Here is a 24,215-nt window from a genome sequence, read left to right as displayed (position 1 = left end):
CGTCCGGCACCTGCCCCGGATCGTCTCCGACCGGCACAATCACGGTCATGGGGACAACGGGGCGGGCGTCTGACGAGCAGGGCGCCGATGAGATCAACGGGCCGACCGCGAAAGAGAGTTCGGCGACGGAGACGCTGGGTTCCGTCCTCCGCCTGCTGCTCGTTTCGGGTGTGACCGGCGCGGCGCTCGCGGCCCTCGTGGTCGGCGCGATCCTGGAGCGGGTGCCGCTCCTGCTCGCCGGGGGCGGCGTCCTCGTCCTGCTGATCCTCCTCGCCTTCCTCGGCGGTCGGCGGCGGGCGGCCCGCCGGAAGCCGCCGGTGACCAGGACCGCCCTCGCCCGGATCGAGGACCTGCGCGCCACCAGCGGCGAAATGGCGGACGTGCCGGTGAAGTTCCGGCTGACCGTGGCCCCGGAACCGGAGGACGGCCGGCCCGCGTACCGGGTGAAGATCAGCCAGCAGATCAACCTCGTCGACATCCCCGCCTACCGGCCGCGCGGCATCGCGGTGGTGGAGTACCGCCCGGACGAGCCCTGGGAGGTGCGGATCGTCACCCGCCCGACCCCGGAGTGGAGCCGCCGGGCCGAGGAGGCGGAGATCGACTCCGCCCCGGAATCCACCCTGGTCAAGGACCCCGACGACGGGGGCGGCGCGTGGTGCCTGCTGGGTCTCCTCGCGCTGCTGGCGGGCGCGGCGCTGGTGGTGCTGCTGTTCCGGGCCGAGCTGTTCACGTCCGGGGACGGCGATACGGGAGCCTCGCCGAAGCCGTCGTCCACCACGTCCTCCTCCCGGACGTTCACCGTGTCCACCACGGTCTCCGGGCCCTCGTCCGCGATGCTGGCCCTCGGCCGGATGCGGGAGACGGCCACACAACTGGAGGCCCGGGCGGGCACGTCGGACGTCACCGCGATCACCATCGACGCACGCCGCATGGAGATCCGCGGCGACTCCGCCCGCCCGCCCGGCGGGACGGTGCACCTCCGGATGCTCCCGTACGAACTGTTCCCCGCCCTGGTCAGCGAGGCCCGCACGACCCTGGGCGTACGCGACCCGAGCTCCTGGCGCATCGACGTGACGCCGGGGACGGGGGCGGGTACGGGGGCGGGCCCCCGGGTCCGGGTCACGGTGACCGGTGCCGAGGGCACCGCCCACCTGGACGCGGACGCCACGGCCCGGATCGTGGACCGGCGGCCGGTGGTCAGTTGAGGGCGATCATCAGCAGGATGCCGAGGATCCCGACGCCGACGACCCCGGCGAACGTGGGCACGAACCAGGTCTTGTAGAGCAGGTCGGAGAGGCCGGACGAGGACCGGGCGTGCCCGCCCGAGGCTGTCTGTGCCGTCTGTGCCGTCTGTGGCGGCACCGGGGCTGCAGGGACCGCCGGGGGTGGCAGGGGCGGCGTGGCTGCCGACGCCGCCGCGTACGAGGGCGGGAGCGGGACCGGGGGTTTCGCCGGGGCGGGTGCGGCGGCGGGCTGTGCAGGCGCGGGCGCCGGTGCCGGTGTGGTTACGGGCTTGGGCGCGAGTGCCGGGGTCGGGTGGGTGAGGAGGTCCGTCACGATCTGCTGCCACAGCTCCGGGGGCAGGTCCGGTGCCCGGCCGCCCGGGGGCGTGACCAGGACGCGGCGCAGCCACTCCATGCCGTTGCCGCGGCCGTCCTTCAGGAAGATGTTGAACAGCGGCCGGAGATCGGGGGCCTGGTGAGGGTCCCGTACGAGCGGGGCGACGGCCCAGGAGAAGAGATCGGCCGCACGCTCGCGCATCTCGGCGGTGGGCGGGCTGCCCGGTTCGGGCCGGGCGGGTCTGAAGTACAGGTTGTGCCGCAGCACTTCGGTGCACAGCGCGTGCTCGGTCTCCGGGTCCCGGGTGCGCAGCCGGTCGGAGTGGCCCAGCTCAGCGAGGACGAGTTCGCGGGAGGCCCAGGGCAGCCGCTCGGAGCGGAGGAGGGGGAGCAGCTGGGAGTCCCGGAGGTTCTGGAGCCGGGCGGCCAGCCGTGCGGACCTGGCGGTGTCGGGGCCCTGGTGGGCCAGCAGTTCGTCGTGCAGGAGCAGGAGTTCCTGCTGGTGCCGCTCCTGCTGGTGGTGGTCGATGTCCCGGGGGGCCGCCCGGTCCTCGCGTTCGTACCTGTCCTCGTACCTGTCCTCGTACTTGTCCTCGTACGCCGGGGCCGGCGTACGGGCCGGCGCGTGCCGGGTGTTCAGCATCCGGCGCAGGGCTTCGCGTCGTTCCGGCCCGGACATGCGGGCCCCGGAGAGGAGTTCGCCGGTCAAATGGGGTACGCCCGGAGGGGCGTCGGGGCGGTCGAGCACGTACTCGACCATCTCCTTCGCCGCGGCCATCTCGACGTCCCTCTCGGCGGGCAGCCGCAGCCGGATACGGGCCAGGGACCGGGCCCCCGCCGCCTGGGACGTCCACCGCGGCACACAGGTGAGGCGCAACGGGTGGGTGTCCACCGTGTCGTACGTCGTGTAGCTCCACTCCGTGCCGAACCAGTCGCCGAACACCGAGAGCAGCCCGAGATAGAGCAGGGGCGCGGCGTTGCGGCGCGGCCAGCCGGGCAGTTCGTGCTCCTCGGCGAGGAGCGAGAGCCGCCGCGAGGGGTCGCGCAGCCACTCGGCGGTGACCACCATCAACGGCTTCTTCACCGTGGGGAGTTGATCCGACATCGCGCGCAGTCGTTCGGTCGCCGTCGCCCGCAGTTCGGCCCCGTCCAGCGGTGGCAGCGCGCCCGAGACGGTCTTGGCGACGGCGCGGTCGCTCCAGGCGTTGCCGTTGAGGCCCAGGCAGCGCAGCGGCGTCAGGGTGTCCGGGTCGCCGAAAACCGCGTGGCAGGCCGTGCTGGGCCGGCCGCCCCGGTCGAGGGTGGGCCACCGCTGGAGGAGCACGGTTCCCCCGGTCCGGGACGGGAGGCGGACGCTGCTCGGGCGGGGTTCCGGGCCGGGGCCCGGAACCCAGAGCAGCGGGCCCAGTTCGCGGCGGAGGGCCTCCGCGCGCTCGGCGGAGCAGGAGTGCGCCACCGCCGCCATGCCCGTACTGGAGCGGCCCTGGTTTCCGTCCCAGCGGAAGACCACCTGATCGAGCCGGCCGGAATGGTCGGACCGGTCGGAACCGTCGGGTCGGTCGAGGCGGTCGAGGCGGTCGTTCGCCGGGCGCCGATCGAGGGCGTCGTCGTTCACTGCGCTTCCCTTCCCACGCCGAATGGTGCGGCGCTCCCGGGCGCCTCGATGATCCCGTGCATCGCCAGCAGAGACACCAGGGGTTCCAGCACCCGGCGCGGGCCCGTGCCCGCCGGGTAGCGGCCCTGGCTCTCCTGGCCACCGGTGGCCGAGGCGATGTGCAGGGTGCAGCGACGGAACGCGTCGAAGGGGCGCAGCCAGGCCGCCCCGGCGTGCTGCCGCAGCAGCGCGTACACGTCCCCGCTCTCCTCCAGGAACTGGTCCGGGCCGATCGCGGCGGGCGGCCCCTCGCCCAGCCAGCGGTCCACCGGCGGCTGGAACCGGAGCAGGTCGGACTTGCCGAGCACCATCGCCGCCGGGGTCTCCAGATAGGGGCCCGTGCGCGGCAGCCGGTCGAGCACGGTGCCGAACGCCGCGTCGCCGTCCCGGTCCACCTCGGTGCCCCACCGCTTGCGCACCTCGTCGAGCTGGGGCAGCGGCAGCGCGAGCGCCGGGTCGACGACGAAGACCAGGGCGTCGATGCCGAGCAGGAAGCGCAACGCCCCGTCGGTGCGGACCAGATCCTCGCCGCCGAGGTCGAAGAAGGCGACCGGGCGGACCCGTCCGCGCGCGTCCGTGAGCAGCAGCGATTCGACGAACCGGGCGAAGCCGTCCAGACCGACCCCGCTGGTGTGGTCGAGCACCTTGCCGCTGCGCAGCGGCTGCACCCGCTCGCGGACGAAGCGGCTGTGCTGTTCCGGGTTGACGGACTGCCAGCCCACCCCGTACCGCTCCAGCCCGCCGTCGGTGATCTCGGCGATCATCTGGGTCAGCAGATGGCTCTTGCCGGTGCTGGACTGGCCGATCATGGCGACCGTCAGCGGACGGCCGTGGGTGAGGTAGGGCACCGGGATGTGGTGCTCGGGGAAGTCCGGGTCGGCCGTGCACTGCTGGACCGCGCCCCGCATGACGTCCTCGCGCCGCACCGGGTTGCCGATCCGGGACAGGTCCAGCGCGCGGTACTGCATCTGGTCGTCCGTCACATACAGCTTGTTCAGGTCGAGTTGGATGCCCTCCAGGCAGTACGGGCAGAGCACCTCGCCGGGCGCCCGGTCGTCGGACGACCCGTCCGCAGCGTCCTCGGCCGGGGCGGGCGCCCGCCGTTTGGCGTCCAGCGCCCGGGCGAACGCCTCCTGGTGCGGGCGGGTTCCGTCGCCCGCGGCCGCGGGCCTCAGCCGCCGCGCCTCCTCCGGGGCCAGCAGCTCCAACAGCGCCCCGGGGGTGGGCCGGCCGGCCGCCGTGGGGGCGAACGCGCGGGGCAGCGTCCCGGCGAGCACCCGGTGCCGGTCGAGGTCGGCCGGGGCCCGGTCGGCGGGGCCCGGGTGGCCGGTCACCAGCTGGTAGAGCACCTGGGCGGCGCTCCACACGGCGTCCCGGGAGTCGACGAGGCCCTCGCCCCGGTGCTGTTCGGGCGAGGCGAACGGGGCCCGTCCCCACGGCGTCCGGGGCCGTCCGGCGCGGGCGACGCCCTCAAGCCCCCAGAGCTGTACCGACGTACCGTCCCAGAGCACGGTCGCGGGGGAGATCCCGCGCGGCACGAGGCCCTGGCCGTCCAGCAGGCACAGGGCCAGCGTCAGGTCCCGGGCGAACACCCGCTGGTCGGTCGCGGACATCACGTGGGTGCGCCCGGCGGCGGTGCCGCGCGGTGCGGCGTACAGCAGGAACGGCTCGGTGGTGTCCAGTTCGTAGCCGATGACGGTGGGGAACAGATGGGCGTACGGGGTGTTCTCCAGGGTCCGGTCGAGGTGGAGCGCGGTGCCCGCCTCGGTGTCCAGCAGGGCCCGGGCCGCCGGGTGGGCGGCGTCGGCCGCCGACAGGAACACCTGGACGCACTGCTGCCCCTGGTCGTCGAGCAGCCCGTTGCGGATCTGCTGCGGCAGCGCCGGATCGCGGCGCGATGGCCGGCCGAAGCGGGCCGGGGCGGTGCGCCGCCGCCCGGCGGGGTCGGTGAAGACCAGGTGGGGGCGCGGGGCCCCCGGTGACGCGGGCCGGCCCAGCGGCGTGGTGCTCACCACCGGTCGTCCTCCCTGAACTCGGCGTGGACGGTGGTCTCGGCGCGGCCGGTGTCGCCGCCGCCGGTCCGGGAGTTGCCGGTCCGGGAAGTGCCCGTCCGGGCGGTGCCGGTGCTCTGCCGGGGCAGGACCGTGTCGACCACGCCCATCCGCAGCGGAGTGAGCCGGATCAGCCCGGCGTACCGGCCGGAGGAGGTCCACAGCGCGTCCTCGACCGGCGGCGAACCGCTCTTGCGCCAGGCCGCCTCGACCTCGCCCTGGAGGGTCGCCGGGGCGAACCGGATCCACCGGGCGGCCTCCGGGTCACGGCTGAGGAGCGCCCCCTGTTCCGGCGAGGACAGCTGCACGACGGCCCCCCGGTCCGCCTCCCGCCCCACCAGCTCGGCGACCCGCAGCGAGTCGGTGCCCAGCAGCCCGGCGGCCGTGGTGCGGGCCCGGTGGTCGGCCGGGTACGGCGGCGGGGCCAGCACCCCGTACCGCCACAGGTGGTGACGGGCGGCCGACAGCAGTTCACGGACCCGTTCCTCGGTCCGCGAGACGGCGAGCGCCCCGGCCTGACCGCGTTCGACGGCGCCCCAGTAGGGGGCCATGGCGGCCATCGCGGTGTTGCGGAGGTCCCCGGCGAGGGTGGCGACCAGGTCCGGGCCGCCCTCGCCGATCTCCCGGTCGAGCCAGCGCGGTGCGCGGTCGCTCCCGCCGTCGGCCCACGGGGCGTCGTCGGGACCGGCGGGATACGCGGCCGGGGCGGGTGCCCCGTACGGGCCGGAGCCCTCCCCGTACCCGTCCCCGTACCGATCGCCGTATCGATCGTCGTAACCGTCCCCGTCCCTGTCCCGGTCGGTGGGCCGGTCATCGGTGCGGTCGTCGGCCCGTTCGCCGTTCTGGAGCGGGCTGTTGTCCCAGGCGTAGGCGGCGGCCCAGTCGCCGTCGTCCGCGCCCCCGTCGGCGGCGCCGGAATCCAGGGTCTCCAGCGCGGAGGGCGCGGAGAGCCAGTCGTCGTCCCCGTACGGATCGGAACCGCCCGCCCCGGCCGGGGCGACGGGCTCCGGCGCGGCCTGGGCGTCGGCGGCCGCCGCGGTCGCCCGCAGCATCCCGGCCACCGAGCGGGCGGCGTCGGCGCAGTACAGCCGCTCCTCGGCCGCCCAGTGCTCGCGGACCAGCTCCGCCAGCAGGGCGTCGAGCCCGTCCAGCGCGGTACGCAGCGCCGTCGTGCCGCGCCCGGCGGCCCAGGAGTCCGCCGCGTCCCGCCAGAGCCTGCGGACCGCCTCGGCGGTGAGCCCGAGACCGACCAGCAGCCCGGCCCCGCCGAGCCAGAGCGGCGGGTCGGCGGCGTACGCGACCGCCGCCCCGGCCACCGCACCGGCGACGGCGGCGACCCGGGGGCCCGCCGTCCACCGGGCGGCGCGCCGGCCCGAGCGCAGCCGGCCCGCGCCCACCAGCGCGACCAGCACGAACACCACCGGCACCACCAGGGCCGCGGCGACGGCGGGCCACTGCCACAGGCCGCCGAGCAGCCCCGCCGCGCCCGCCATGAGCAGCACCCCGCCCGGGGTGCGGGGCGGTGCGGCGTACTCGGTGGCGGAACCCCGGTTCACCGACTCCTCGGAGTGGTCGGCGAGCCGGTGCAGCAGCGCGGTGCCCGGCACCGGCTCGACCCGGCCGGCCAGCGCGGTGAAGTGCTGGGCCACCGAACGCAGCGCGAGCCCGTCGCCGAGGAGCGTGCCCGCCAGTTCGCGCAGCCCCTCGCCGACGCGTTCCCCCGCGCTGTCCGCCGACGGCACTCGCAGCCCGAGCGCGCCGAGCCGGGCGGTGGCCTCCGCGGTGGGCGCCGCCGCACCGCCGCCGCCCTGGAGAGCCCGCTCCACCAGGGTGCGGAACCCGTCCAGGTCCTCGCGGGCCTGGTGCAGATCCGCCTCCAGGGCCTCGCGCCGGGCCGGGTGCAGCAGGCCCGGGAAGGCCCGCAGCGCGACGAGGTCCTCGTCCGCGCGGTCCAGGGACTCCGCGCACGCCCGGTGCGCGAGGTTCACCGGGCCGTCCGGCCGCCGGTGCCCCTGGCCGCGGGCGTCCCGTCCCGCCACGAGTGCGCGCAGCGGTTCGGGCAGCCGGGCGTCCGGGGTGATGTCGACCGGGTCGCCGGACCCGGAGTCCTCACCCGCGAACCGGGTCAGCGCGTCCCGCCAGGCCCGGTCCCTGACCTCCGCCGGCAGATCCTGCTCCAGCAGCCGGACGCCGGGGGCGGCGACGGAGTCGGGCAGCTTCCGCAGGTCCTCCAGGACCCGGACGAAGACGTCCGGGACCGACAGGAGGTCCACCAGGACGGCCAGCGACGCGGGGTCGTCCGGCTCCGGCCGGTCCAGGGCGGTCCGGGCGGAACGCAGATCACCGGCCCACACCAGGCCGGTCGATGAGGCCCGCAGGGTGGTGGGCCGCACCAGCCGGCGGTCGGGGAGGTACGCCTCCTCGCCGCCGGCGTACGAACCGGGGGAGCTGCCGACCAGCAGCACCAGGATCCTGGTCTCGCCCACCGCCCGGTAGCCGGAGAGCAGTTCGTACTGGAGCTGGTGGTCGGTCAGACCGGCCGGGGTGTCGGTCACCAGGAACAACGGGTAGTCGGGCTCCGGCAGTCCGGCCCGGCCCAGCTGTTCGGCCACCCGGTCGCGCACGGCCTGCGCGGTGGCCAGGGCCGCGGCCCCGGAGCGCAGGTCGAGCCGGACCACGGCGGTGGTGTCGTCGAGAGGTGTCACTGTGCGCTCCCGTTCCGGCCGGAGCGCCCGGCGGCGTCCTCGTCCGCGTCCCACCCGTCCGCCGCCGGCCGGCGGACCGGCGGCCGGTCGTGCCCCCCGAACCCGTCCGGACCGTCGCCGAACCGGTCATCCCGGCGCCCTTCGTCCCGCGCCCGCTCGCCGCCGGACCGGTCGTCGTCGGACCGGCCGTCGTCGGAGGGCCGGGAGTCCGTGAAACGCTCGTCGCCGAACCGGTCGTCGCGGGACGGCCGGGGCTCGGTGAAGCGTTCGTCGGTGAACCGCTCGTCCCGCCGTCCTTCGTCCCGCGCCCGCTCGCCGCGCGAGGAGCCGCCCCCGTACCGCTCCTCCCCGGAGTCGTACCGCTCCCGCCCGTTCCGGGGCTCCCCGTACCGCTCCTCCCGGGACTCGTACCGCTCCCGTCCGTTCCTCGGCTCCGCGCGCCGCGTGCCGCCCTCGTACCGCTCCTCCGTCCCGTACGCCTCGTACGTCTCGTGCGGGACGGAGTGGTGCGCCGAGCGCGGCGCGGGCAGGCTGCTCTCGCGGGGCCGTTCCTCGGCGGCCGGGTGTTCGTCGGTGCCGGGGGCCGTCGTGCCCCAGTCCTCGTCGTCCGCCGGGACGCGTCGGCGTTCCGGGGCGGGGCGGGAGGGGCGGGGCTTCGGGGTGCCGCCGCGTGCGTGTTCCAGCAGGGTGCGCAGGGTGGGCTGGATCGCGTGCTGGTCGCCGAACTCCGTGTCCAGGGCGGCGGGCAGGGTCTCCGCCCAGAATTCCCACAGCGGCCGGATCCAGCCGTCCACGCGCTCTCCGTCGCGCTCCCGGCGCTCCTCCAGGAGCTCCAGCTGGCGCGGGGCGATGCGTTCGACCAGTTCGACGAAGAGCGGGTGCGGGTCGGTGCCCGCCCGGGCGAGGCCGAGGGGCTGGGCGCTCATCAGCTTGCGGCAGTAGTCCTCGACGGTCCGCTCGTCGTCCAGGACCGTCCAGCGTTCGTAGGAGCGCAGCAGTTCCGACCAGCTGGAGATGCCGCCGGGGAAGTCGCCGAGCCGCAGCCGTACGCCGGGGACGCTCGCGCCCTTCTCCGGGAAGAGCCGCAGCCGTACCCGGGCGGGCGAGGAGGAATCGCCCTCCAGTACGTCCACCTGGCCGTTCCACAGGCAGCACAGCAGGCGGTGCAGGATCGTGCGCCGGTCCTCCTCGCTGCTGACCATCCAGTCGTCCTCGAAGCCGAGGCGCTGCCGCCAGCGCAGGACGTCGTGGGCCTGCTCGTCGTCCTTGGCCCTGGCCCACTGGCGCAGCACCTTGCGGGCCTCGGGCACCTGGGTGAGGCTCATCTCGCTGCGGAAGAGGACCACGGTGATCGAGTCGCTCTCCACGCCCCGGTACTCGACGGCGTTCTTCGCGTCGGACGGCAGGCGCAGCGCCTTGGCGAGGTACTCCTGCACCTCCTCCGCCGCCTGGACCCGCGGATGGGTGACCAGGACCCGCAGCGGTCCGGTGCCCTCCGGGGTGAAGCCGACCGGCAGCAGACCGGCGAGCTTGCGGCTGAACAGGTCGAGCGCCTCCTTGCTGACCTGCTCGGTGGCGTCGGCGTCACCGGCGGCGGCCGCCAGCAGGGTGCTCATCGAGGGCAGCAGGGGCCGCTCCTCCAACTGCGCCCCGCTCTCCGCGAAGAGCCGGGTGATCCGCCCCTCCAGCCGGGCCTTGACGGCGCCGACCGCCCCGTCGGGGTTGCGATGGCTGCGCGCGTGGACGTCCCGCCAGGTGTCCCCGTCGACGAGCCGCAGCAGCAGCGACGCCTCGTCGTCGCTCTCCCGCAGCCCCTCGCGGCGTACGAGCCGGGCCACGACGTCCTCGTAGAAGTGGTTGAGGCTGCGCTGCGGCGGCAGCAGGTACGAGATGCCGGTGCGCTCCGCGTACAGCTCCATGCCCTTCTGCTCGGCGGACTTGCGCTCCTGGTCGGCCTGCTTGCGGAAGGCGTTGACGAGCCGCCCGAGGTCGGTGCCCGCCGTGTCCGCCTGCGACTGCCAGCGCTGCTGCTGCTCGCGCCAGGCCTCGTGCCACACGGCCCGGCTGCGCCAGCGGTACCAGCTGTCCTGCGCCTGGAGCGCCGCCCGTACGTCGTCGTCGCCCCAGCGGGCCGGGGACATTCCGGCGATCCGGCCCTTGATCCGGGGCGTCTTGGGCGGCTGGTCGGTGACGCCCGGCGGCCGCTTCGGGGAGCGGGCGCGGGCGGTGAGCATGCCGAGGAACCCGAGCCGGGTGATCTCGTCCTCGCTGTCGGGGACGCCCCGGACGAGGCGTTCGGCGAGGAACGGGTCGACGCTCTGCAGCAGCTTCTCGATCGCCGGGCGCGGGCTGAACCGGCCCGCCATCGAGGCGGCCTGGCGGTCGGCGATGCCCTGGAGTTCGGACAGCAGCCGCTGCATGTCCCCGATCCGGTGGTTGAGCGCCTCCTCGATCGCCTTGCCGCCGCGCGGCAGCGGCTGCGGGTCCTCCACGGGCAACTGCTTGCGCTCCCACAGCTCTTCGAGCTGGGAGTCGGCGAACAGCTGGCGTACCAGCGGCATCGCGTCGTCCTTCGCCGGGTTGCGCGGGCGTTCCACCAGTTCGGTGACCGCGACCCGCAGCAGCCGCCCGGCCACCAGATCGGCCAGCTGGTCCATGGGCGCGGTCATCGAGGCGACCAGGCTGGTGGAGACGCCCTGGCGGCCGATACCGGTGGGGGACAGGGCGCTGCGGTGCACACCCCGGTTGATGAAACTGGCGGCGAAGGTCTGGAAGTCGTCGTCGCCGGCCATCGACCGGCCCTGCGAGCGGCTGTCGCCCAGTTCGGTGCCGATCAGCGACATCACCAGCGAGACGATGGAGCGGCGCAGATCGTCCTGGCGGATGCCCGCGGTCGGACTGAAGAGGAACGCGGTCGGCAGGATCCCGGTGCGCAGCCGGACCGGGGTGGTGCCCGGGTAGCGGATGCCGAGGCCGGTCTCCTGGTCGAGATCGCCGATCTCCGCCCCGGCGGTCGGCGCGTTCTGCCCGTCGACCAGCCGGAACAGGTCGACCAGCGAGCGGGCGGCGTTGAGCTCCGCCTCGCGGCCGCCGCCGGTGGCGGCGGGGAACGAGGACGGCATGACGACCAGCGGGTAGATCTTCACGCCGTTGAAGCGGCGCATCTTGAACGCCTGGTTGATCAGGTGGAGGTAGTCGAGGAAGATCCCGGCGCCGGTGCCGCCCGCGACCGAGAACGCGACGAAGACGTCGCAGCCGGTGACCCGGCCGCCGCCCAGTTCGCTCAGCTCGCCCGCCGACTTGGCGATGGCGTCGATCGCCTGGATGAGGGGTTCCAGGACCGGCTGGAGGGAGTGCCGCAGGGTCGCGAAGAGCGCGGCGCGGCCGACCGTGGGGAGCTGGCCCGCGCCGTTGTGCAGCGGGGTGACGCGCGGTTCGCCGTCGCGCGGGGGCAGCCAGCCCGCGACCTCGTCGCGCAGGCTGGCCCGCAGCATCTGGGTCACCTCGGGCGAACTGTCGAAGTTCGGCAGGAGGTTGTGGGTGGCCCGCGAGGTGCGGGCGTAGGCCGCGCGCAGCGAGGAGTCCACGTTGAACTGGGGCAGCCGCTGGAGGTCGGGCTCGCTGAAGTCCGCGTACACGAACTGCAGGCAATCGGGCAGTTGGTAGGGGGCGAGGCCGCCGATGTGCTGCAGTGCGGTGCCGTCGGGGCCGCACAGGTCCACGCGCAGCTGGCGTTCCAGCTCGGCGCCGACGAGGCCGCCGGTCCCGCCCAGGCCGACGAAGAGCATCGGCTGGAAGATCTTCATGGGGTTCCTCCCGCTACCGGCCGGGGTGGGGCCGGTACGTCGATGGGCGTCACAGGTAGTCGTCGTGTCCGCCGGTGCTCACCGGATCGGGCCGGCCGGGGGCGGTGGGGCGTACGGAGTCCTCGCCGAGGGCGAGGCTCAGCCGGTCGGTGAGTTCCACCCGGCCGGTCGCGGTGAGCCGGGTCCGGGCGCCACCGCGCCTGCGCAGTACCGCACCGCCCTCGGGGCTGCGCTGCACGGCGTACTGGCCGTGGGTGCGCCGCTCGATGCGCGGGTTGCTGTGCGCCTCGGCGATGTCGAACGCGTACCACTGCTTCTGGCCGTGCCCGGCCTTGTGGACGCCGAGCACGTCGCCGTCCTCGGAGATCAGATGGAGCATCAGCCCGTACGGGTCGCGGCGGCGGCGTCGCTGCCGGATCCAGGCCAGCGCCAGCAGGACGCCGACGACGATCAGCGCGACGGCGCCGACCAGCACCCACCAGTAGCGGTCCAGCAGGCCGGGTTCGGCGGTGACCTGGACGGAGAGCGGGGTGCGCACCAGGGTGCGGTCGTCGTCGGTGGCGTCCTGGACGGTGACCGTGCCGCCGATGCCGAGCGGCCCGTCGTCGAGCCGCCCCTCGAAGGCCTTCGCGTCGCCGATCCTGAGCCGGATCTCGTGGGTGGTGGACGCGCCGGGCTCCACCACGATCTCGGCGGGGCTCACGCCGAGGAGTCCGGCCCGGACGTCCGCGAGGGAGAGCCGCAGCGTGTGCGGGGCGTCGGTGGTGTTGGTGACGGAGAGGTTCGCGGTGACGGTGTCCCCGGGGTGACCGTCGCCGCGGACCGGGCCGAGCGCCGTGGTGACGGGCAGCGCGCCGGGGGCGACCTGGCCGCCCTCGCTGCGGGTGTCGGCGCTCAGCCCGGAGGCGGTGAGGGTGCCACTGACCTTCAGGGCGCCGTCGGCGCTCTCGGGGACGGTGACCGTACCGCTGAAGGAGCCGTCGCTCTTCGTGGGGTCGGGGCCCTTGCCGTCGTCGGTGAGCCGCAGGGGCAGCGGCGCGAAGCCGTCACCGGTGAGCTCGCTGCTGACCTTCAGACCGGCGTAGTCGGCCGGATCCTTGATCTCGTAGCCCTCGCGGGTCTGGAGCCGCATGGTGACGGTCGCCTTCTGCCCGGCCTGCGGGGAGGGCGGGTCCATCGTGATGGAGCCGCGCAGCTCGCCCTGCCACAGGACGCTGACGCCGACGGGCAGCGAGCGGTGGCCCTCGGGGGCCTTCACATCGACCTTCCACCGGCCCGGCACCGGGTCGATGATCTTCAGCGCCTCCACGGTGTTGCCGCCGCCCGCGAGTTCGAAGGTGGAGTCCTGGAACGTCCCCGTGGTGGGCACCTTGTTGCCGAGCGGGTCGGTGTAGGTGACGGTCACCTCGGGGGAGCCCTTGTCGACGACGATGGAGCCGACGGTCGCCAGCGGCGAGATGGTGATGGGCAGTGTGGCGGGCGGGCGCTTGCTCGGCCCCGGCTGGTAGCGCAGGCAGTGCGCGGCGGCGAAGATCCGCTCCAGCACCGGCCCGACGTCCTTGGCCCCGGAGACCTTACGGGCGGTGGGGCGGGCGGACGGCAGGTCGACGCAGCCCTTCTGGTAGCCGCCGGCGGCGATCCTGTCGAGCTGCTCCTTGTCCGGTGCGGGACCGAAGCCGAGCGGCCAGATCTGTACGTTCTTGGCGGCGGCGTTCTTCAGCTCCAGCTCCAGCTGCCGCTTGCCCTCCGCCTCGCGGTGCGCCGGATCCCCGTACTGGGGGCTGCCGGTGACGTCCATCTCCCCGTCGGTGAGCAGGAACAGCACCCGGGGGACCGACGGGTCGGTGCCCGAGCTCAGTTCGTGCACGCCCTGGCGTATCGCGCTCGGGAAGTCCGTCCCCGTGCCCTCGCTCTTCTTGCGGCCGCGCAGCTTGTCCACACAGCCCCCGATCGACTCCCGCCCGGCCGCGTCCAGCCGGGTACGGGGGCAGGCGGGGTCCACCGCCCGCTGGTCGGCCGACTCGGCGGCGGCGAAGCCGAACACGGTGATGTGCGAGGTCGCCGAGACGTCGCCGAGCGCGATCCGGGCGGCGGCGGCCTTCTCCGCCTTGATGTCCTCGGGCGCGAGGCTCGCGGACTGGTCCACGGCCACCGCGTAGTTGACGGAGGCGAAGGCGGGCTCGGCGGCCGCGGCCGGTTCCGGATCGGGGGCGGCCGGTGCCGTCAGAGACATGAGCACGGCCGCGCCGGCCAGGACGGACAGCGCCGCCCGCCCGGCCCGGCCGGTGCCGGCCGGGCCTCTTCTTCGGTCAGTTCGCACGACCGTCCCCTTTTACTGTCGTTGCGTGTCTGCGTGTCTGCGTGTCTGCGTGGTGCCGTGAAGCTTGGTGTACGTGTTCGATCACTGTGCGTAGTCGTCGGTGGTGCGCCTCTGGACGTGGCGCACCCGTGCGGTTCGGTCAGCGCGCGGCCAGGCTCCAGGCGAGAGCCAGCGCGGCCGACGGGGCGAGCGTGGCGACCGCCCAGCGGATCGCCCGGTATTTCGCGGACAGGATGGCGCTGACGTCCACGGCCTGGACGAGCAGCCAGCCGACCGGATCGCGGCCCGCCTCGTTGATCCGGGCGGTCAGCACGTCGTAGTCGAACGGGGCCAGCAGGTCCCCGAAGTACGTCACCCCTTCCTGGTCGCGGACCGTGCCCGTACGCGGCAGGAGCGCGCGGACCAGGGCGGCCACCGCGATCACCCACAGCAGCCCGGCCACGACCAGCGCCAGGTCGCCGGGGCCCTGCCAGTCCGGGGAGCCGTGCCGTCCGATGAGGAAGGCGGGCAGGGCGAGCGCCCCCGAAAGCAGCACCGCCGCCTTGGAGTCGGCCCTGCCCAGGTCCTCCCGGACGGTGACCAGGAGCCGTTCCGCGATGCGTTCCCCCGCCCTGTCCGGCCCGTGCTGACCCCCGTCCGGCACCGGCGCGGTCGGGGCGGGGGAAGTCCGTGTACTGCCGTCGGCGCTCATCCGTCGTCCTCCGCCCAGCCCCAGCCGTCATCGCGGGTACGGGCGCGCGGCGCGGGCGGTTCGGGCACGGGTCCGGAGTCCCGGTCCCGGCGCTGGTCCCGGCTCCGGTCCTGGTCCCGATCCCGGTGCTGGTCCCGGTCGGGCCGGGGCCGTCGCACCGGAGGCTCGTCCGACACCCAGTCGGGGGTGAACGGCTCGTCGCGGGCGGGCTCCAGCTCCCGCTGGGTCCTGCGGGCGAGCCGGTTGCCCACGGGGCCCTGGATGCTGAGGCGTTCGCGGTTGAGATAGGCGAGCGCCTGCGCGTCCATCTCGCTGGAGGGGATCTGGCCGCTGGCGACCATGTCGAAGAGCCGGTCGACGCGGTCCTTCTCGTCCTGCCGGCCCTCCTGGCGGATCTTCTCCAGGAAGCTGTTGGCCGCCTCGGGATCCGCGGCCAGCATGTGGCTGAGCTGCTCCAGCTCACCGCCGCGCAGCATCGTCAGGTAGCGCTGCTGGCGGATCATGTTCAGCTCGGCCCCGGACGCCTCCTCCCGGACGGCCTCCGTGTGGCCGATCGTCCGGTCGTCGACCCGCAGCCGTACGTACAGCCGCACCCGCAGCCCGAGGTCGGCGCCGAGGTCGTTCCACCGGCCGGAGACGCAGGTCCGGGTGATGGCGGTGTTGGCCTGCTCCGCCTGGTGCACCGGGTACTGGGCGGAGATCTCCCGCAGCCGCTCCAGGGTCGGCGCGGTGAGCCGCTGGGCGATGTCGGTGACCACCTCCACCGCCACCAGGTGCGGGTCCTCGACGGTCCAGTGGATGTCCACCTCCGCCTTGAAGAACGTCGCCCCGCCGGCGGCGGGCAACTCCATCCGCAGGGTGGTGACATAGGTGCCGGCGGCGATCTCGCAGATGGTGTGCGGCCGGGCCAGCGGCGGCTTGTCGTAGTGCTCGACGCCGGAGACGCCGGCCACGCTGTAGCCCCGCCGGTAGAACAGCACCGACGTGGTGCGGGCGCCGCCCTGCCGGAACGAGCCCGTCGGCGTGTACTCCCGCAGGAACGGGCCCGCGGGCCTCGACGCCGCGGGAGCGTCGTCCTCGGCCGGGCCGTTCCCGGCCACGCCGTTCTCCTCAGCCATGACTCTCCTCCTCGTCGGACCGCCGCTGCCGCGCGGTCACGGCCAGCCGCCACAGGGCGCGTGCCGCTTCGGCGGTGAGCGGACGGTCCTGATCCCTCATCATTCGGCGCAGCAGCCAGTCCAGCCGCCGCTGGTCGCGCTCCTCGGCGATCAGCGCGGGCAGCAGCGCGGCCAGCCCCGGCCGCGTCCACGCGCGGCCGTTCTTGCGCGTCGCGGAGCGCAGCATGTGCTCCAGGGCGTCGAGCGCCACGCCCTGGGACCGTGCGGTGTTGAGCGCGGTCCAGAACAGGTCGGCGAGCCGCCCGATCAGTTCGGGCCGGGTCGCGGCCAGTGCCAGCAGCAGCGGCCAGTCGCCCCGGTCCGCCAGCGGGGTGCCGGGGTCCTCGTCGAGGACGTCGTCCACATCGGTCAGCGCCAGCCGGACGATGGTCACCAGGGCGAGGTCCTGGTACTCCTCGCCGCGGTGCCCGGTCCAGTCGGCCAGCCTCTTCAGGACGACGGAGCACTCCGGGAGCAGCAGCAGCCGGACCACGTTCAGCGAGGCCACGGCCAGCAGTTCACCGTCGTCGCGGATCCCGATCCGGGCCAGCGTGTCCAGGGTGTCGTCCATCGAGTCGGCGGACCGCCCGTAGCCGAGCGCCATCGCCGCCGTCCAGCGCAGCGAGGCCGAGCCGTACCGCGACCAGTCGTCGACCACCTTGCGCACCGCCTTGCGGTGCGAGGCGTGACCGGCGGCCTGGTCCAGCGCGGCGGCGGCGAACACCCTGCGGCGCGGCGTGGGCGCCTCGGCGAGCGGCCGGACCACCTCGGTGTACCCGTGCTCGAAGTCCCGTACGGACAGCTCTCCGGCGGCCACCGCTGCCCGCATCGACACATCGGGCCGGGGGTCGTCGGCGAGCAGCCGCAGCCAGCGGACGACCGGGAGGCGGACGGGGAAGTGCCGGTCCCAGACCTCGGCCAGCACGGCGGCGGGCAGCGCGGCGCCCCGGTAGTAGACCAGCCGCCCCTTCACCTCGGCGCCCGCCACGTCGACGGTGCCGTCGACCTGCCGGGCGCGCGAGAGCGCCAGGTCGGATTCCGGGTCGTCGCAGAACAGGGCGCGCGCCGGGGTGCTGTCCGGATCGCTCTGTACGGACAGTTCCCAGGTCAGCAGGTGGGCTGCGGCGGACACCGCGCTGTGCGTCGCGCCGCCGAGTACCGCGAGCGCGATCCGGAACGCCACCGGGTGGAACAGGGCGGCGGTGCCGGAGCGCACGGGCGTCCGCCCGTCGCCCGGGGGCGGGGCCGCCAGGGCCCGGTCCACCCCGGCGAACCACTCGTACGCCTGGACGGCCGCGAGTCCGCGGCACCCGGACAGCAGCTCCTCGCGGTCGACGGTGCCCAGGAGATGCCCGGCCAGCAGCGAGGCGAACAACTCGGCCTCGGCGGGGCGCAGATCGTCGAGCCCCACGGCCTCGGTGACCTCGGGATCCTCACGGAGCTCGGCAGCCCGCTCCAACAGCCTGGAGAGCGCCCCGTCCCGGCCCTCGCGTGCTTCCCCGTCCCGGCTTCCGCCCTCGCTCGTGCCCCGGTCCCCGCTTCCGCTTCCGTTCCGGTCCCCACTCCCACTCCCGCTCCCGCTTCCGCCTCCGTCCCGGCTTCCGCCCTCGCTCGTGCCCCAGCCCCCGCTTCCGCCCCCGTCCCGTTCCGTGTCGCCGTGTTCCTCCTCCAGCCGCTCGCGCAGCCGGACGGCGACCAGTTCACGGGTGGGGGCGGGCGGGCAGATCGCCCCGTACCGCCCGGCCAGCAGCGGGTTGGCCGCCGAGCCGACGCTCACCACGACGACCGCGTACGAGCCCCGCTGGGCCAGCGCCGATGCCAACTGGTCCAGGTCCGTCTCGTCGGGCGGCAGGGTGCCCGGCCGGTCGAGCGCGGGCTCCAGCAGATACCCGGTGCCGGGGAGGTGGCCGCCCTCCCCGGCGGACACCTGGTCGACCAGCTTGCGCACCCCTTCCTCCGGGGCGGCGCGACGTACCCGCTCGGCGGGGCGAGGCACCCGCTCGCCGCCGTTCTCGGCGCCCTCGCCGTTACGGGTGACCTCCTCCAGGAGCGCCAGGGCGGTGCTGGTCCGGCCGGTGCCGGGGGCCCCGCCGAGCACCAGCAGCCGCCGCGACTCCAGCGCCCGGCGCAGCCGTACGTACCCCGCCGGCTCGATGTGGGCCCGCCGCAGCCGCCGCAACTCCTCCTCGGGTACCGGGCCGTCGCGCATCGTGAGGCCGGAACGTCGGGAGTCGAGCGAGACGTTGATGTCGCCGATGTGGGCGTGCGCGATGCGCGAGCGGTCGAAGCTGGTGACGTCCCGGCCGCTGGTGAACTGCTTCTGCCCGGCCCGCCGGGCGCGCGCGGCGGCGGCGAGGTCGGTCGGCTCCTTCTCGCCCTCCTCCTCGGCGAGCGGATCGCGGGTCAGATCCTTGAAGCGGTCCGCGGCGCGCTCGCGCTCCTTCTCCCGCTCGGCGGCCTCGTCGTCGGCGGAATCGGGGGCGTCGGGACCGTCGGGGGTGTCTGAGGAGCCGGGTGCGTCCTTGCCGCCCGGGGCGTCCTTGGCCCTGTCGTCCTTCCGGCCCCCACCGCGCGGCGGTGCGTCGGACGAGCGGTCGTCCTTCGGCTGCGGACGCGCGGGCTCGGCCGGGCCGTCGGCCACTGCTTCGTCGGCCATGCTCAGTCCTTCCGGCGGCCGGCGTCGGTGACGCGGCCGATGTGCACGGGCTGCTGGTAGACGTTGTGCCGGTGCACGGAGAGGTCGCCCCGCGCGGTGTACCGGACGGACGCGTCGCCGTCCTCGTCGTCCTCGCCGCCCCCTTCCTCGCCGTCCACATCACTGCCGTCCACGGACCCACGCGGGGGCTCCGCAGAGGAGACGGCAGCGCGACCGATCGACCCGGTGTCCGGCGCGGGCCGTCCCGGCAGGTGGAACCAGGCGGTGACGGCGCCCTCCTTCAGGGCGAGCCGCGCCGGGGCGAAGCGCGCGGGATCGATGAACTTGCCCCCGGCCTGCACCACATCGGCGTAGAGGGAGTCGGAGACGGCGAGGATCAGATCGGCCCGTTCGCGGTCCAGCAGCTCCCGGGCCACGGAGGAGTCGGCGAGCCGGCACGTCAGGTCGACCGCGCGCCCGCTGATGCCCCGGCTGTCGTGACGTACGGGACCGACGTGCATCGCCACCCGCAGCCCGAGCGGCACGAGCAGGGAGCCGTTCTCCTCCCGGAGGTTCTCGTGGACCTCCACCATCCACAGGCCGAGCAGCCGCGACACCGCGATCCGGCCGGGGACCGACATCAGCACGCCGTCCCCGCGGTCCTCCAGGTGGACGGCGTCCCGGACCACCCCGGCCTGGGCGAGCGCGGACTCCAGGACCCGGTAGATCCGCTGCCGCATCCGCGGCTTCTCCGCGTCGTTGTACTGCCCGGAACGTCTGGCGTCCACGCTGACGACCAGCTCGTAGCGTGCCTCACCGGCATCGAACGCCTCGTGCGCCACCCCGTGTTCCACCCCGTGCTCCGCTCTCTCTCCGCTTGCCGTCCCGTACAGCTTCCGGCCCGGGACGTAGGCCGTCTGTAGCCGTTTACACACGGCGGGGCAGAGCTTTTACTCCCGGTGTCCCTCCGCGAGGAGGGCGAGGAGTTCGGGGTCGAGGATCTGCACCATGCGGGTGCCGGTGCGCACGATGTTCTGGGTGCGCAGCAGCCGCAGTGCCTTGGCGACCGCTTCCCGGGTCGCCCCGACGGTGGCGGCCAGTTCGTCCTGGGCGAGGTGGACGACGGTGCCGCTGGGACCGGGGCCCGGCACGGTCGGCGCGTAGGGGCCCGGGGCGGTGGCCCCGGAGAGTTCGGTGAGCCGGCTCGCCAGACGCTGGAGGACGGTCAGCGAGGCGAGGGCGGAGCGCTCCTGGTCGGCGCTGCGCAGCCGGAAGGTCAGCTGCCGGATCACCAGCCCGCTGACCCGGGGATGGGTGGCGAGGAACCGGCGGAACGCGTCGCCGCCGATCACGGTCGCCTCGACGGTCCCGAGGGCCCGGACGGTGGCGCTGCGCGGATGATTGTCCAACGCGGCCATTTCGCCCAGCAGTTCGCCCGGACCGCGGAGTCCCAGTATCAGCCGGGTGGCGCCCCGGTCGGTGGTGCGGGAGACGGTCGCCCAGCCGCGGATCATGATGACCACATGGCCGGTCCGGTCGCCCTCGGTCAGGAGCGGGGCGTCGGCCGGGTACTCCTTGCGGTGGCCCAGGGCCATGACGCTCTCGTACTCCGGGGCGGTCAGCGCCCGCCCGAACGCCAGCTCATCGCCGAGCAGCCCCATGGCCACTCCCCCCGCGGCGGTATGTATGGCCCGATCTCGTTGGCGTAGATGCTTCCAGAGCCACCCCCTGAGAGGAGTGAATTGCGCCACACATGCACTACGCATGGGTAACCGATGCCTTGCCTGGTCGCGGCGGTGCCCGCCAAACACCCCTTCCCCGTAGGGGCATAGCGGAAGGAAACCCTCCACAGCACACCACGGCCCGCGCCCCCTCCCGGCCGCGTCCCTGACCGGGGGAGATCGTGGAGGGGCGGCGGTACGGCGGTGGCGACACGCCGATACGGGGCCGGGGTTACGGGTGCACGGGCGACTTGGCGAGAACTCGGGTTTGGCTCCCCGCATGCCACCGGCCCCGGGGAGGTGGACGAAAGCCTTCCCGGGGCCGGTGGAACGTACGTCGATACGCGGATCAACGCTCGTGACAGGAACGTCAGTTGGCGTCGACCAGGTGGTGGGCCGGAACCTTCACCGTACGGGCGCCCTTCTTGCCGCCGAGGACGACCTTGCGCAGGGCGCTGTTGTTGTTGTGGTTGGTCTCCTTGAGCCGGTTCTCCGGGTTGGCGAGGACCTGGATGTAGTACGTGCCGTTCGGCAGGTCCGTGATGTCGAAGGACTGGCCGGGCAGGTCCTGGGTGTAGGTGTCACCGGAGCCCACGTCGAGCACCTCGCGGACGGAGATCGAGTTCTCCTGGCCGCACGCGGTGGACAGATCGGTGTTGTCCGGGTGCCAGTTGGCGTTCTTCACCGTGTAGTCGACCGCGTCGGTGTTGGCCAGGCAGAACGCCTCCTTGCCGCTGCGCACGGTCTCCTTCTTGTCGGCCTTCAGCAGCCGGTAGCTGGCGAAGTCCGTGAAGTGCCAGTGCTCGTGGCCGGGGCGCGGGTCCCACTCCATGGTGCCGGTCGGGGTGTAGCCGACCTGCTTGCCGTCGGCGTCGTAGAAGTACTGGTACGCGTCCATCAGCTCCTTGCCCGGGGAGCGGAAGCCGTCCACGACGAGCTTGGCCGGGCCCGCGTTCCACACGTTGGCGCTGAAGGCGAGGTAGTCCTTGCCGGGCACGTCCTCGTAACCGTCGCTGACGGTGATGCCGTACGCGGGCAGCGAGCGCAGGTCCGGCTTGGGCACGTCGGGCACGGTCGCCTTGCCGGTGGGCCGCTTGGCGTTGGGCGTCGCGCCGGGCGCCTGGCGCGACCCGTCGGTCTGCCCGGCGCGGTCGCCGACCTTGGCGGCCGAGAAGGCCTGCCGCTGGAGCGACTCCTTCTTCAGCGCCCAGGGCAGGGCGGGCGGGGCCGGCGGGTAGGGGCCGTGGCCGACGTTGAACGTGGGGGCGGCGCCGGTCGTCCGGGTGGCGGGCGCCTCGGGACGGGCGGGAGCGCCGTGCCCGGCGTGGGCGGAGGGCGCGGCGGGCGCGTCGGCGACCTGCCCGTGCCCTGCGTGCCCACCGTGCCCGCCGTGTCCTTCGTGCCCGGAGGCGGAGGCCGCGGAGGCACCGGACTTCGGTGCCGCGCTACGAGGCTCGGCGGCCAGGCCCTCGCCGCCGCCCTCGCCCTCGTCCTCCCAACTGCGCTCGCGCACCACGACCTTGACGGTCTGCGGCTTGTTGGCGATACCGAACAGGTCGCGGTACTTCTTCGTCACCGAGATCTTGGCGGTGTAGGTACCGGCGGCCAGCTGGACCGGGTCGGAGTAGTACCCGGCGTAGGTGTTGGAGGCCCAGCCGTTCTCGACGCCCCACACCGAGCCGAGGGTGAAGGGGTTCACCGGACAGCTCTGCGGATACTTCGAGTTGGCGGGGGCGTCCGGCCGGATCCGCCCGGAGGCGTTGTTCGGGCAGAAGGCCTCGGTCTTGCTGAGCACGGTCTTGCCCGCCGCGTCGGTGATCGCGATCTTCGCGAAGCCCGGCAGCCCGGAGAAGTCCTTCACCAGCCCGGCGGGAAGCGCCTTGGTCGTGGTCTTCTTCCCGTTCCGGAGAATCTGCTGCGCGACCACCGGGTCCTTGTAGGACTTACGGGTCACCTTGAGCTCGAAGGCGCCGTTCTCGGAGGTGAGATACGTCCCGAGGTCCAGATAGACGCCGGGATCCTCCTTCCACGAGTCGAGCGTCACCGAGGTGGACGCGGCGACGAGGCCGAGCTTCGGCGTCGGCTCCGCCGTCTTCGCGTCGGGCGCGGCGGCGACGACGCCCGCCGTCACGGCGACGGCCGCGGCGATGGCGATCGACGGACGGGTCAGGCGGTGTGTGCGGCCCTGCTGTGATCTGGTCATCATTCCTCGTACTTCCGGACTTCCGAGTGCGTGATGGAACGTGGACGATCAGCACGGCCCCAACTCACCTGTGGCGACGCTGTGTCCGGCCTGTGAGAGGCGGCGCGGGGTGGCTCGGGTTGTCTCCCGTCCCCCGACTGGCGCAGGGTTGTCCGAAAACTCATGTCATACGCAGAGCCCCGGAAGCCCACCGAAACCCCTTCGGAAGCACCGCGCGGCCCCCGGAATCCTCGGCGCGGCCACAGCGTGACGGCTCTTCCGGACGCCGTAACCGCACGCTGATCGCACGCTTTTCGGCCAGGGGGGGCGAGCGATGGACCGGCTCGTTCCGTACGTCGCCGGGGCGCCGCGCTCCCGGTGACCCGGGGCCTTGGGGTGGCCCTCAGGCCCCGCGCGCCCGCAGGATTCCCTCGACGCCCAGGAGGAAGGTCTCGGCGATCGGCTTCGGGTCGGAGAGGCAGCCCGCGGCCATGGCGCCGTCGCGGAGCATGACGAGGTGCCGGCCCGCTCCCTCGGCGGGCTCGTCGCCGACCTGTGCCAGTAGTTCGGTGACGGTCTCCAGGAACCACCGGCGGTGGGCCAGGACGGCCTGGTGGATGGGGTGGGCGGGGTCGGGGTATTCGGCCGCCGCGTTGAGGAAGGCGCAGCCGCGGAAGCCGGGGCTCTGGATGCCTCCGGTGATGAACCTGCCGATCGCCCGGACCGCGTCGGCCGCCGACGGCTCGCCCGCCCGCGCGGCCTCGATGCCCGCCCGGATGCCCCGGTCGGCCTGGTCGAGGTAGGCGAGGACGAGCTCTTCCTTGCCGGTGAAGTGGCGGTACAGCGTGGCGCGGGTGACCTGCGCCTCCGCGATGATCCGGTCGACGCCGACGGAGTGGATGCCCTCCGCGTAGAAGATTCTGGTCGCCGTGTCGAGCAGCCGCGCCCGCGCCGCCGACGTACTGGCCCTTCCCGTGCCCTCACTCATGCGGCCAGATTACCGCACTGTGAGGGAGAACGTTCGGTCTTGACAGGGGCGACCCCGTTCCCTTGAATGGAGAGCGAGACCGAACGTTCTCCCTCGTTGAGTGGAGTGCCTCCGGTGCCCGGCCGACCGCCCGGCCGATAGCCACGCGGTCCTCCTGAAAGGAACCTTCATGGACACCCTCGTCGGTACCGCTCCCGTCAGCGTTCCCACCGCCCTGCGCAAGCTGTACTTCCTGCGCTTCGCCTTCGCCGCCGTGTGGGCCGCCCTGCTGTTCGCGACCGCCGACACGCTGGGTGCGCTCACCGCCACGCTGCTGGTGATCTATCCCCTGTTCGACGTGGCCTGCGCGGTCGTCGACATCCGGTCCGCCCGGGCGAACGGCCGACCGGTGCGCGCCCTGTACGTGAACATCGCGCTCAGCGCCCTCACCGGCATCGGCCTCGCCGTCGCCGCCACCTCCGGCATCCCCGCGGTCCTGCGGATCTGGGGCGCCTGGGCGGTCACCGCGGGCATCGTCCAGCTCGTCGTCGGCGCCGCCCGGCGTCAACTCGGCGGCCAGTGGGCGATGATCGCCAGCGGCGGCATCTCCACGCTCGCCGGAGCCTCGTTCATCGCCCAGGCGGGCAAGGACGGCGCCTCCCTGACCAGCCTGGCCGGTTACGCGTTCCTCGGCGGCGTCTTCTTCCTGGTCTCGGCCCTCCGCCTGGGCCGCGCGCGCCGGGTGTGACGTACCGCCCGGTTCGCGC

14 protein-coding genes are annotated in these 24,215 nt (G+C 74.0%); 2 read left to right on the top strand and 12 right to left on the bottom strand.

Annotated elements, in window-relative coordinates; all coding sequences use genetic code 11:
* Positions 1–47 precede the first annotated feature (47 nt).
* Entirely contained in the window at positions 48–1,205 is a 1,158-nt protein-coding gene (locus ACSMXR_RS17350; protein ID WP_473172279.1) for a hypothetical protein, read from the top strand.
* Here the strand turns inward: ACSMXR_RS17350 and ACSMXR_RS17345 are convergent.
* From ACSMXR_RS17345 to ACSMXR_RS17290, 12 genes are all read right to left on the bottom strand, one after another.
* The gene (locus ACSMXR_RS17345) at positions 1,198–3,174 is read right to left on the bottom strand and encodes a hypothetical protein (RefSeq protein ID WP_473172278.1); all 1,977 of its coding nucleotides are present in this window, start codon (positions 3,172–3,174) and stop codon (positions 1,198–1,200) included. The two genes, ACSMXR_RS17350 and ACSMXR_RS17345, sit on opposite strands and share 8 nt — an antisense overlap.
* A complete protein-coding gene (locus ACSMXR_RS17340) occupies positions 3,171–5,225 on the bottom strand; it encodes a protein kinase family protein (protein WP_473172277.1) in 2,055 nt (684 codons plus the stop codon). Before ACSMXR_RS17340 ends, ACSMXR_RS17345 begins: the two co-directional genes overlap by 4 nt.
* Positions 5,222–7,969, bottom strand: coding sequence for a hypothetical protein (locus tag ACSMXR_RS17335; protein WP_473172276.1), 2,748 nt, complete (start codon positions 7,967–7,969; stop codon positions 5,222–5,224). Before ACSMXR_RS17335 ends, ACSMXR_RS17340 begins: the two co-directional genes overlap by 4 nt.
* Positions 7,966–11,775 carry a tubulin-like doman-containing protein gene (locus ACSMXR_RS17330; protein ID WP_473172275.1) on the bottom strand — a complete coding sequence of 1,270 codons (3,810 nt, stop codon included), beginning with the start codon at positions 11,773–11,775 and terminating at the stop codon, positions 7,966–7,968. Before ACSMXR_RS17330 ends, ACSMXR_RS17335 begins: the two co-directional genes overlap by 4 nt.
* Before the next feature lie 49 nt (positions 11,776–11,824).
* Positions 11,825–14,095, bottom strand: coding sequence for a VWA domain-containing protein (locus ACSMXR_RS17325; protein WP_473172274.1), 2,271 nt, complete (start codon positions 14,093–14,095; stop codon positions 11,825–11,827).
* A 139-nt stretch (positions 14,096–14,234) separates the two neighbouring features.
* The gene (locus ACSMXR_RS17320) at positions 14,235–14,786 is read right to left on the bottom strand and encodes a Pycsar system effector family protein (protein ID WP_381791968.1); all 552 of its coding nucleotides are present in this window, start codon (positions 14,784–14,786) and stop codon (positions 14,235–14,237) included.
* Entirely contained in the window at positions 14,783–15,904 is a 1,122-nt protein-coding gene (locus tag ACSMXR_RS17315) for a hypothetical protein (protein ID WP_473172273.1), read from the bottom strand. The genes ACSMXR_RS17320 and ACSMXR_RS17315 overlap by 4 nt, the downstream gene beginning before the upstream one ends.
* Positions 15,897–18,599, bottom strand: coding sequence for a hypothetical protein (locus ACSMXR_RS17310; RefSeq protein ID WP_473172272.1), 2,703 nt, complete (start codon positions 18,597–18,599; stop codon positions 15,897–15,899). Before ACSMXR_RS17310 ends, ACSMXR_RS17315 begins: the two co-directional genes overlap by 8 nt.
* A gap of 2 nt (positions 18,600–18,601) precedes the next feature.
* Positions 18,602–19,432 (bottom strand): hypothetical protein, encoded by an 831-nt coding sequence (locus tag ACSMXR_RS17305; RefSeq protein WP_473172271.1) that lies wholly within the window; start codon positions 19,430–19,432, stop codon positions 18,602–18,604.
* Positions 19,433–19,528: 96 nt separating this feature from the next.
* A complete protein-coding gene (locus tag ACSMXR_RS17300; protein WP_473172270.1) occupies positions 19,529–20,239 on the bottom strand; it encodes a Crp/Fnr family transcriptional regulator in 711 nt (236 codons plus the stop codon).
* Between the two features lie 430 nt (positions 20,240–20,669).
* On the bottom strand, positions 20,670–22,505 hold the full coding sequence (locus ACSMXR_RS17295) for a lysyl oxidase family protein (RefSeq protein ID WP_473172269.1): 1,836 nt from the start codon (positions 22,503–22,505) through the stop codon (positions 20,670–20,672).
* A gap of 379 nt (positions 22,506–22,884) precedes the next feature.
* Positions 22,885–23,469: a TetR/AcrR family transcriptional regulator gene (locus ACSMXR_RS17290; protein ID WP_218525748.1), complete on the bottom strand. Its 585-nt coding sequence runs from the start codon at positions 23,467–23,469 to the stop codon at positions 22,885–22,887.
* Between the two features lie 169 nt (positions 23,470–23,638).
* Here ACSMXR_RS17290 and ACSMXR_RS17285 point away from each other — a divergent pair, with 169 nt between their 5' ends.
* Positions 23,639–24,196, top strand: coding sequence for a hypothetical protein (locus ACSMXR_RS17285; RefSeq protein ID WP_381907593.1), 558 nt, complete (start codon positions 23,639–23,641; stop codon positions 24,194–24,196).
* Positions 24,197–24,215 lie beyond the last annotated feature (19 nt).

The organism is Streptomyces sp. DSM 106670, assembly GCF_055792845.1.
This window is presented reverse-complemented; position numbering and strand designations above follow the sequence as displayed.

What these genes read in the sequence shown, in the direction of transcription:
- ACSMXR_RS17310 (WP_473172272.1), bottom strand. Translation starts at nt 18,599, where the DNA reads ATGGCCGACGAAGCAGTGGCCGACGGCCCGGCCGAGCCCGCGCGTCCG.
- ACSMXR_RS17330 (WP_473172275.1), bottom strand. Translation starts at nt 11,775, where the DNA reads ATGAAGATCTTCCAGCCGATGCTCTTCGTCGGCCTGGGCGGGACCGGC.
- ACSMXR_RS17350 (WP_473172279.1), top strand. Translation starts at nt 48, where the DNA reads ATGGGGACAACGGGGCGGGCGTCTGACGAGCAGGGCGCCGATGAGATC.
- ACSMXR_RS17320 (WP_381791968.1), bottom strand. Translation starts at nt 14,786, where the DNA reads ATGAGCGCCGACGGCAGTACACGGACTTCCCCCGCCCCGACCGCGCCG.
- ACSMXR_RS17315 (WP_473172273.1), bottom strand. Translation starts at nt 15,904, where the DNA reads ATGGCTGAGGAGAACGGCGTGGCCGGGAACGGCCCGGCCGAGGACGAC.
- ACSMXR_RS17285 (WP_381907593.1), top strand. Translation starts at nt 23,639, where the DNA reads ATGGACACCCTCGTCGGTACCGCTCCCGTCAGCGTTCCCACCGCCCTG.
- ACSMXR_RS17300 (WP_473172270.1), bottom strand. Translation starts at nt 20,239, where the DNA reads ATGGGGCTGCTCGGCGATGAGCTGGCGTTCGGGCGGGCGCTGACCGCC.
- ACSMXR_RS17295 (WP_473172269.1), bottom strand. Translation starts at nt 22,505, where the DNA reads ATGATGACCAGATCACAGCAGGGCCGCACACACCGCCTGACCCGTCCG.
- ACSMXR_RS17290 (WP_218525748.1), bottom strand. Translation starts at nt 23,469, where the DNA reads ATGAGTGAGGGCACGGGAAGGGCCAGTACGTCGGCGGCGCGGGCGCGG.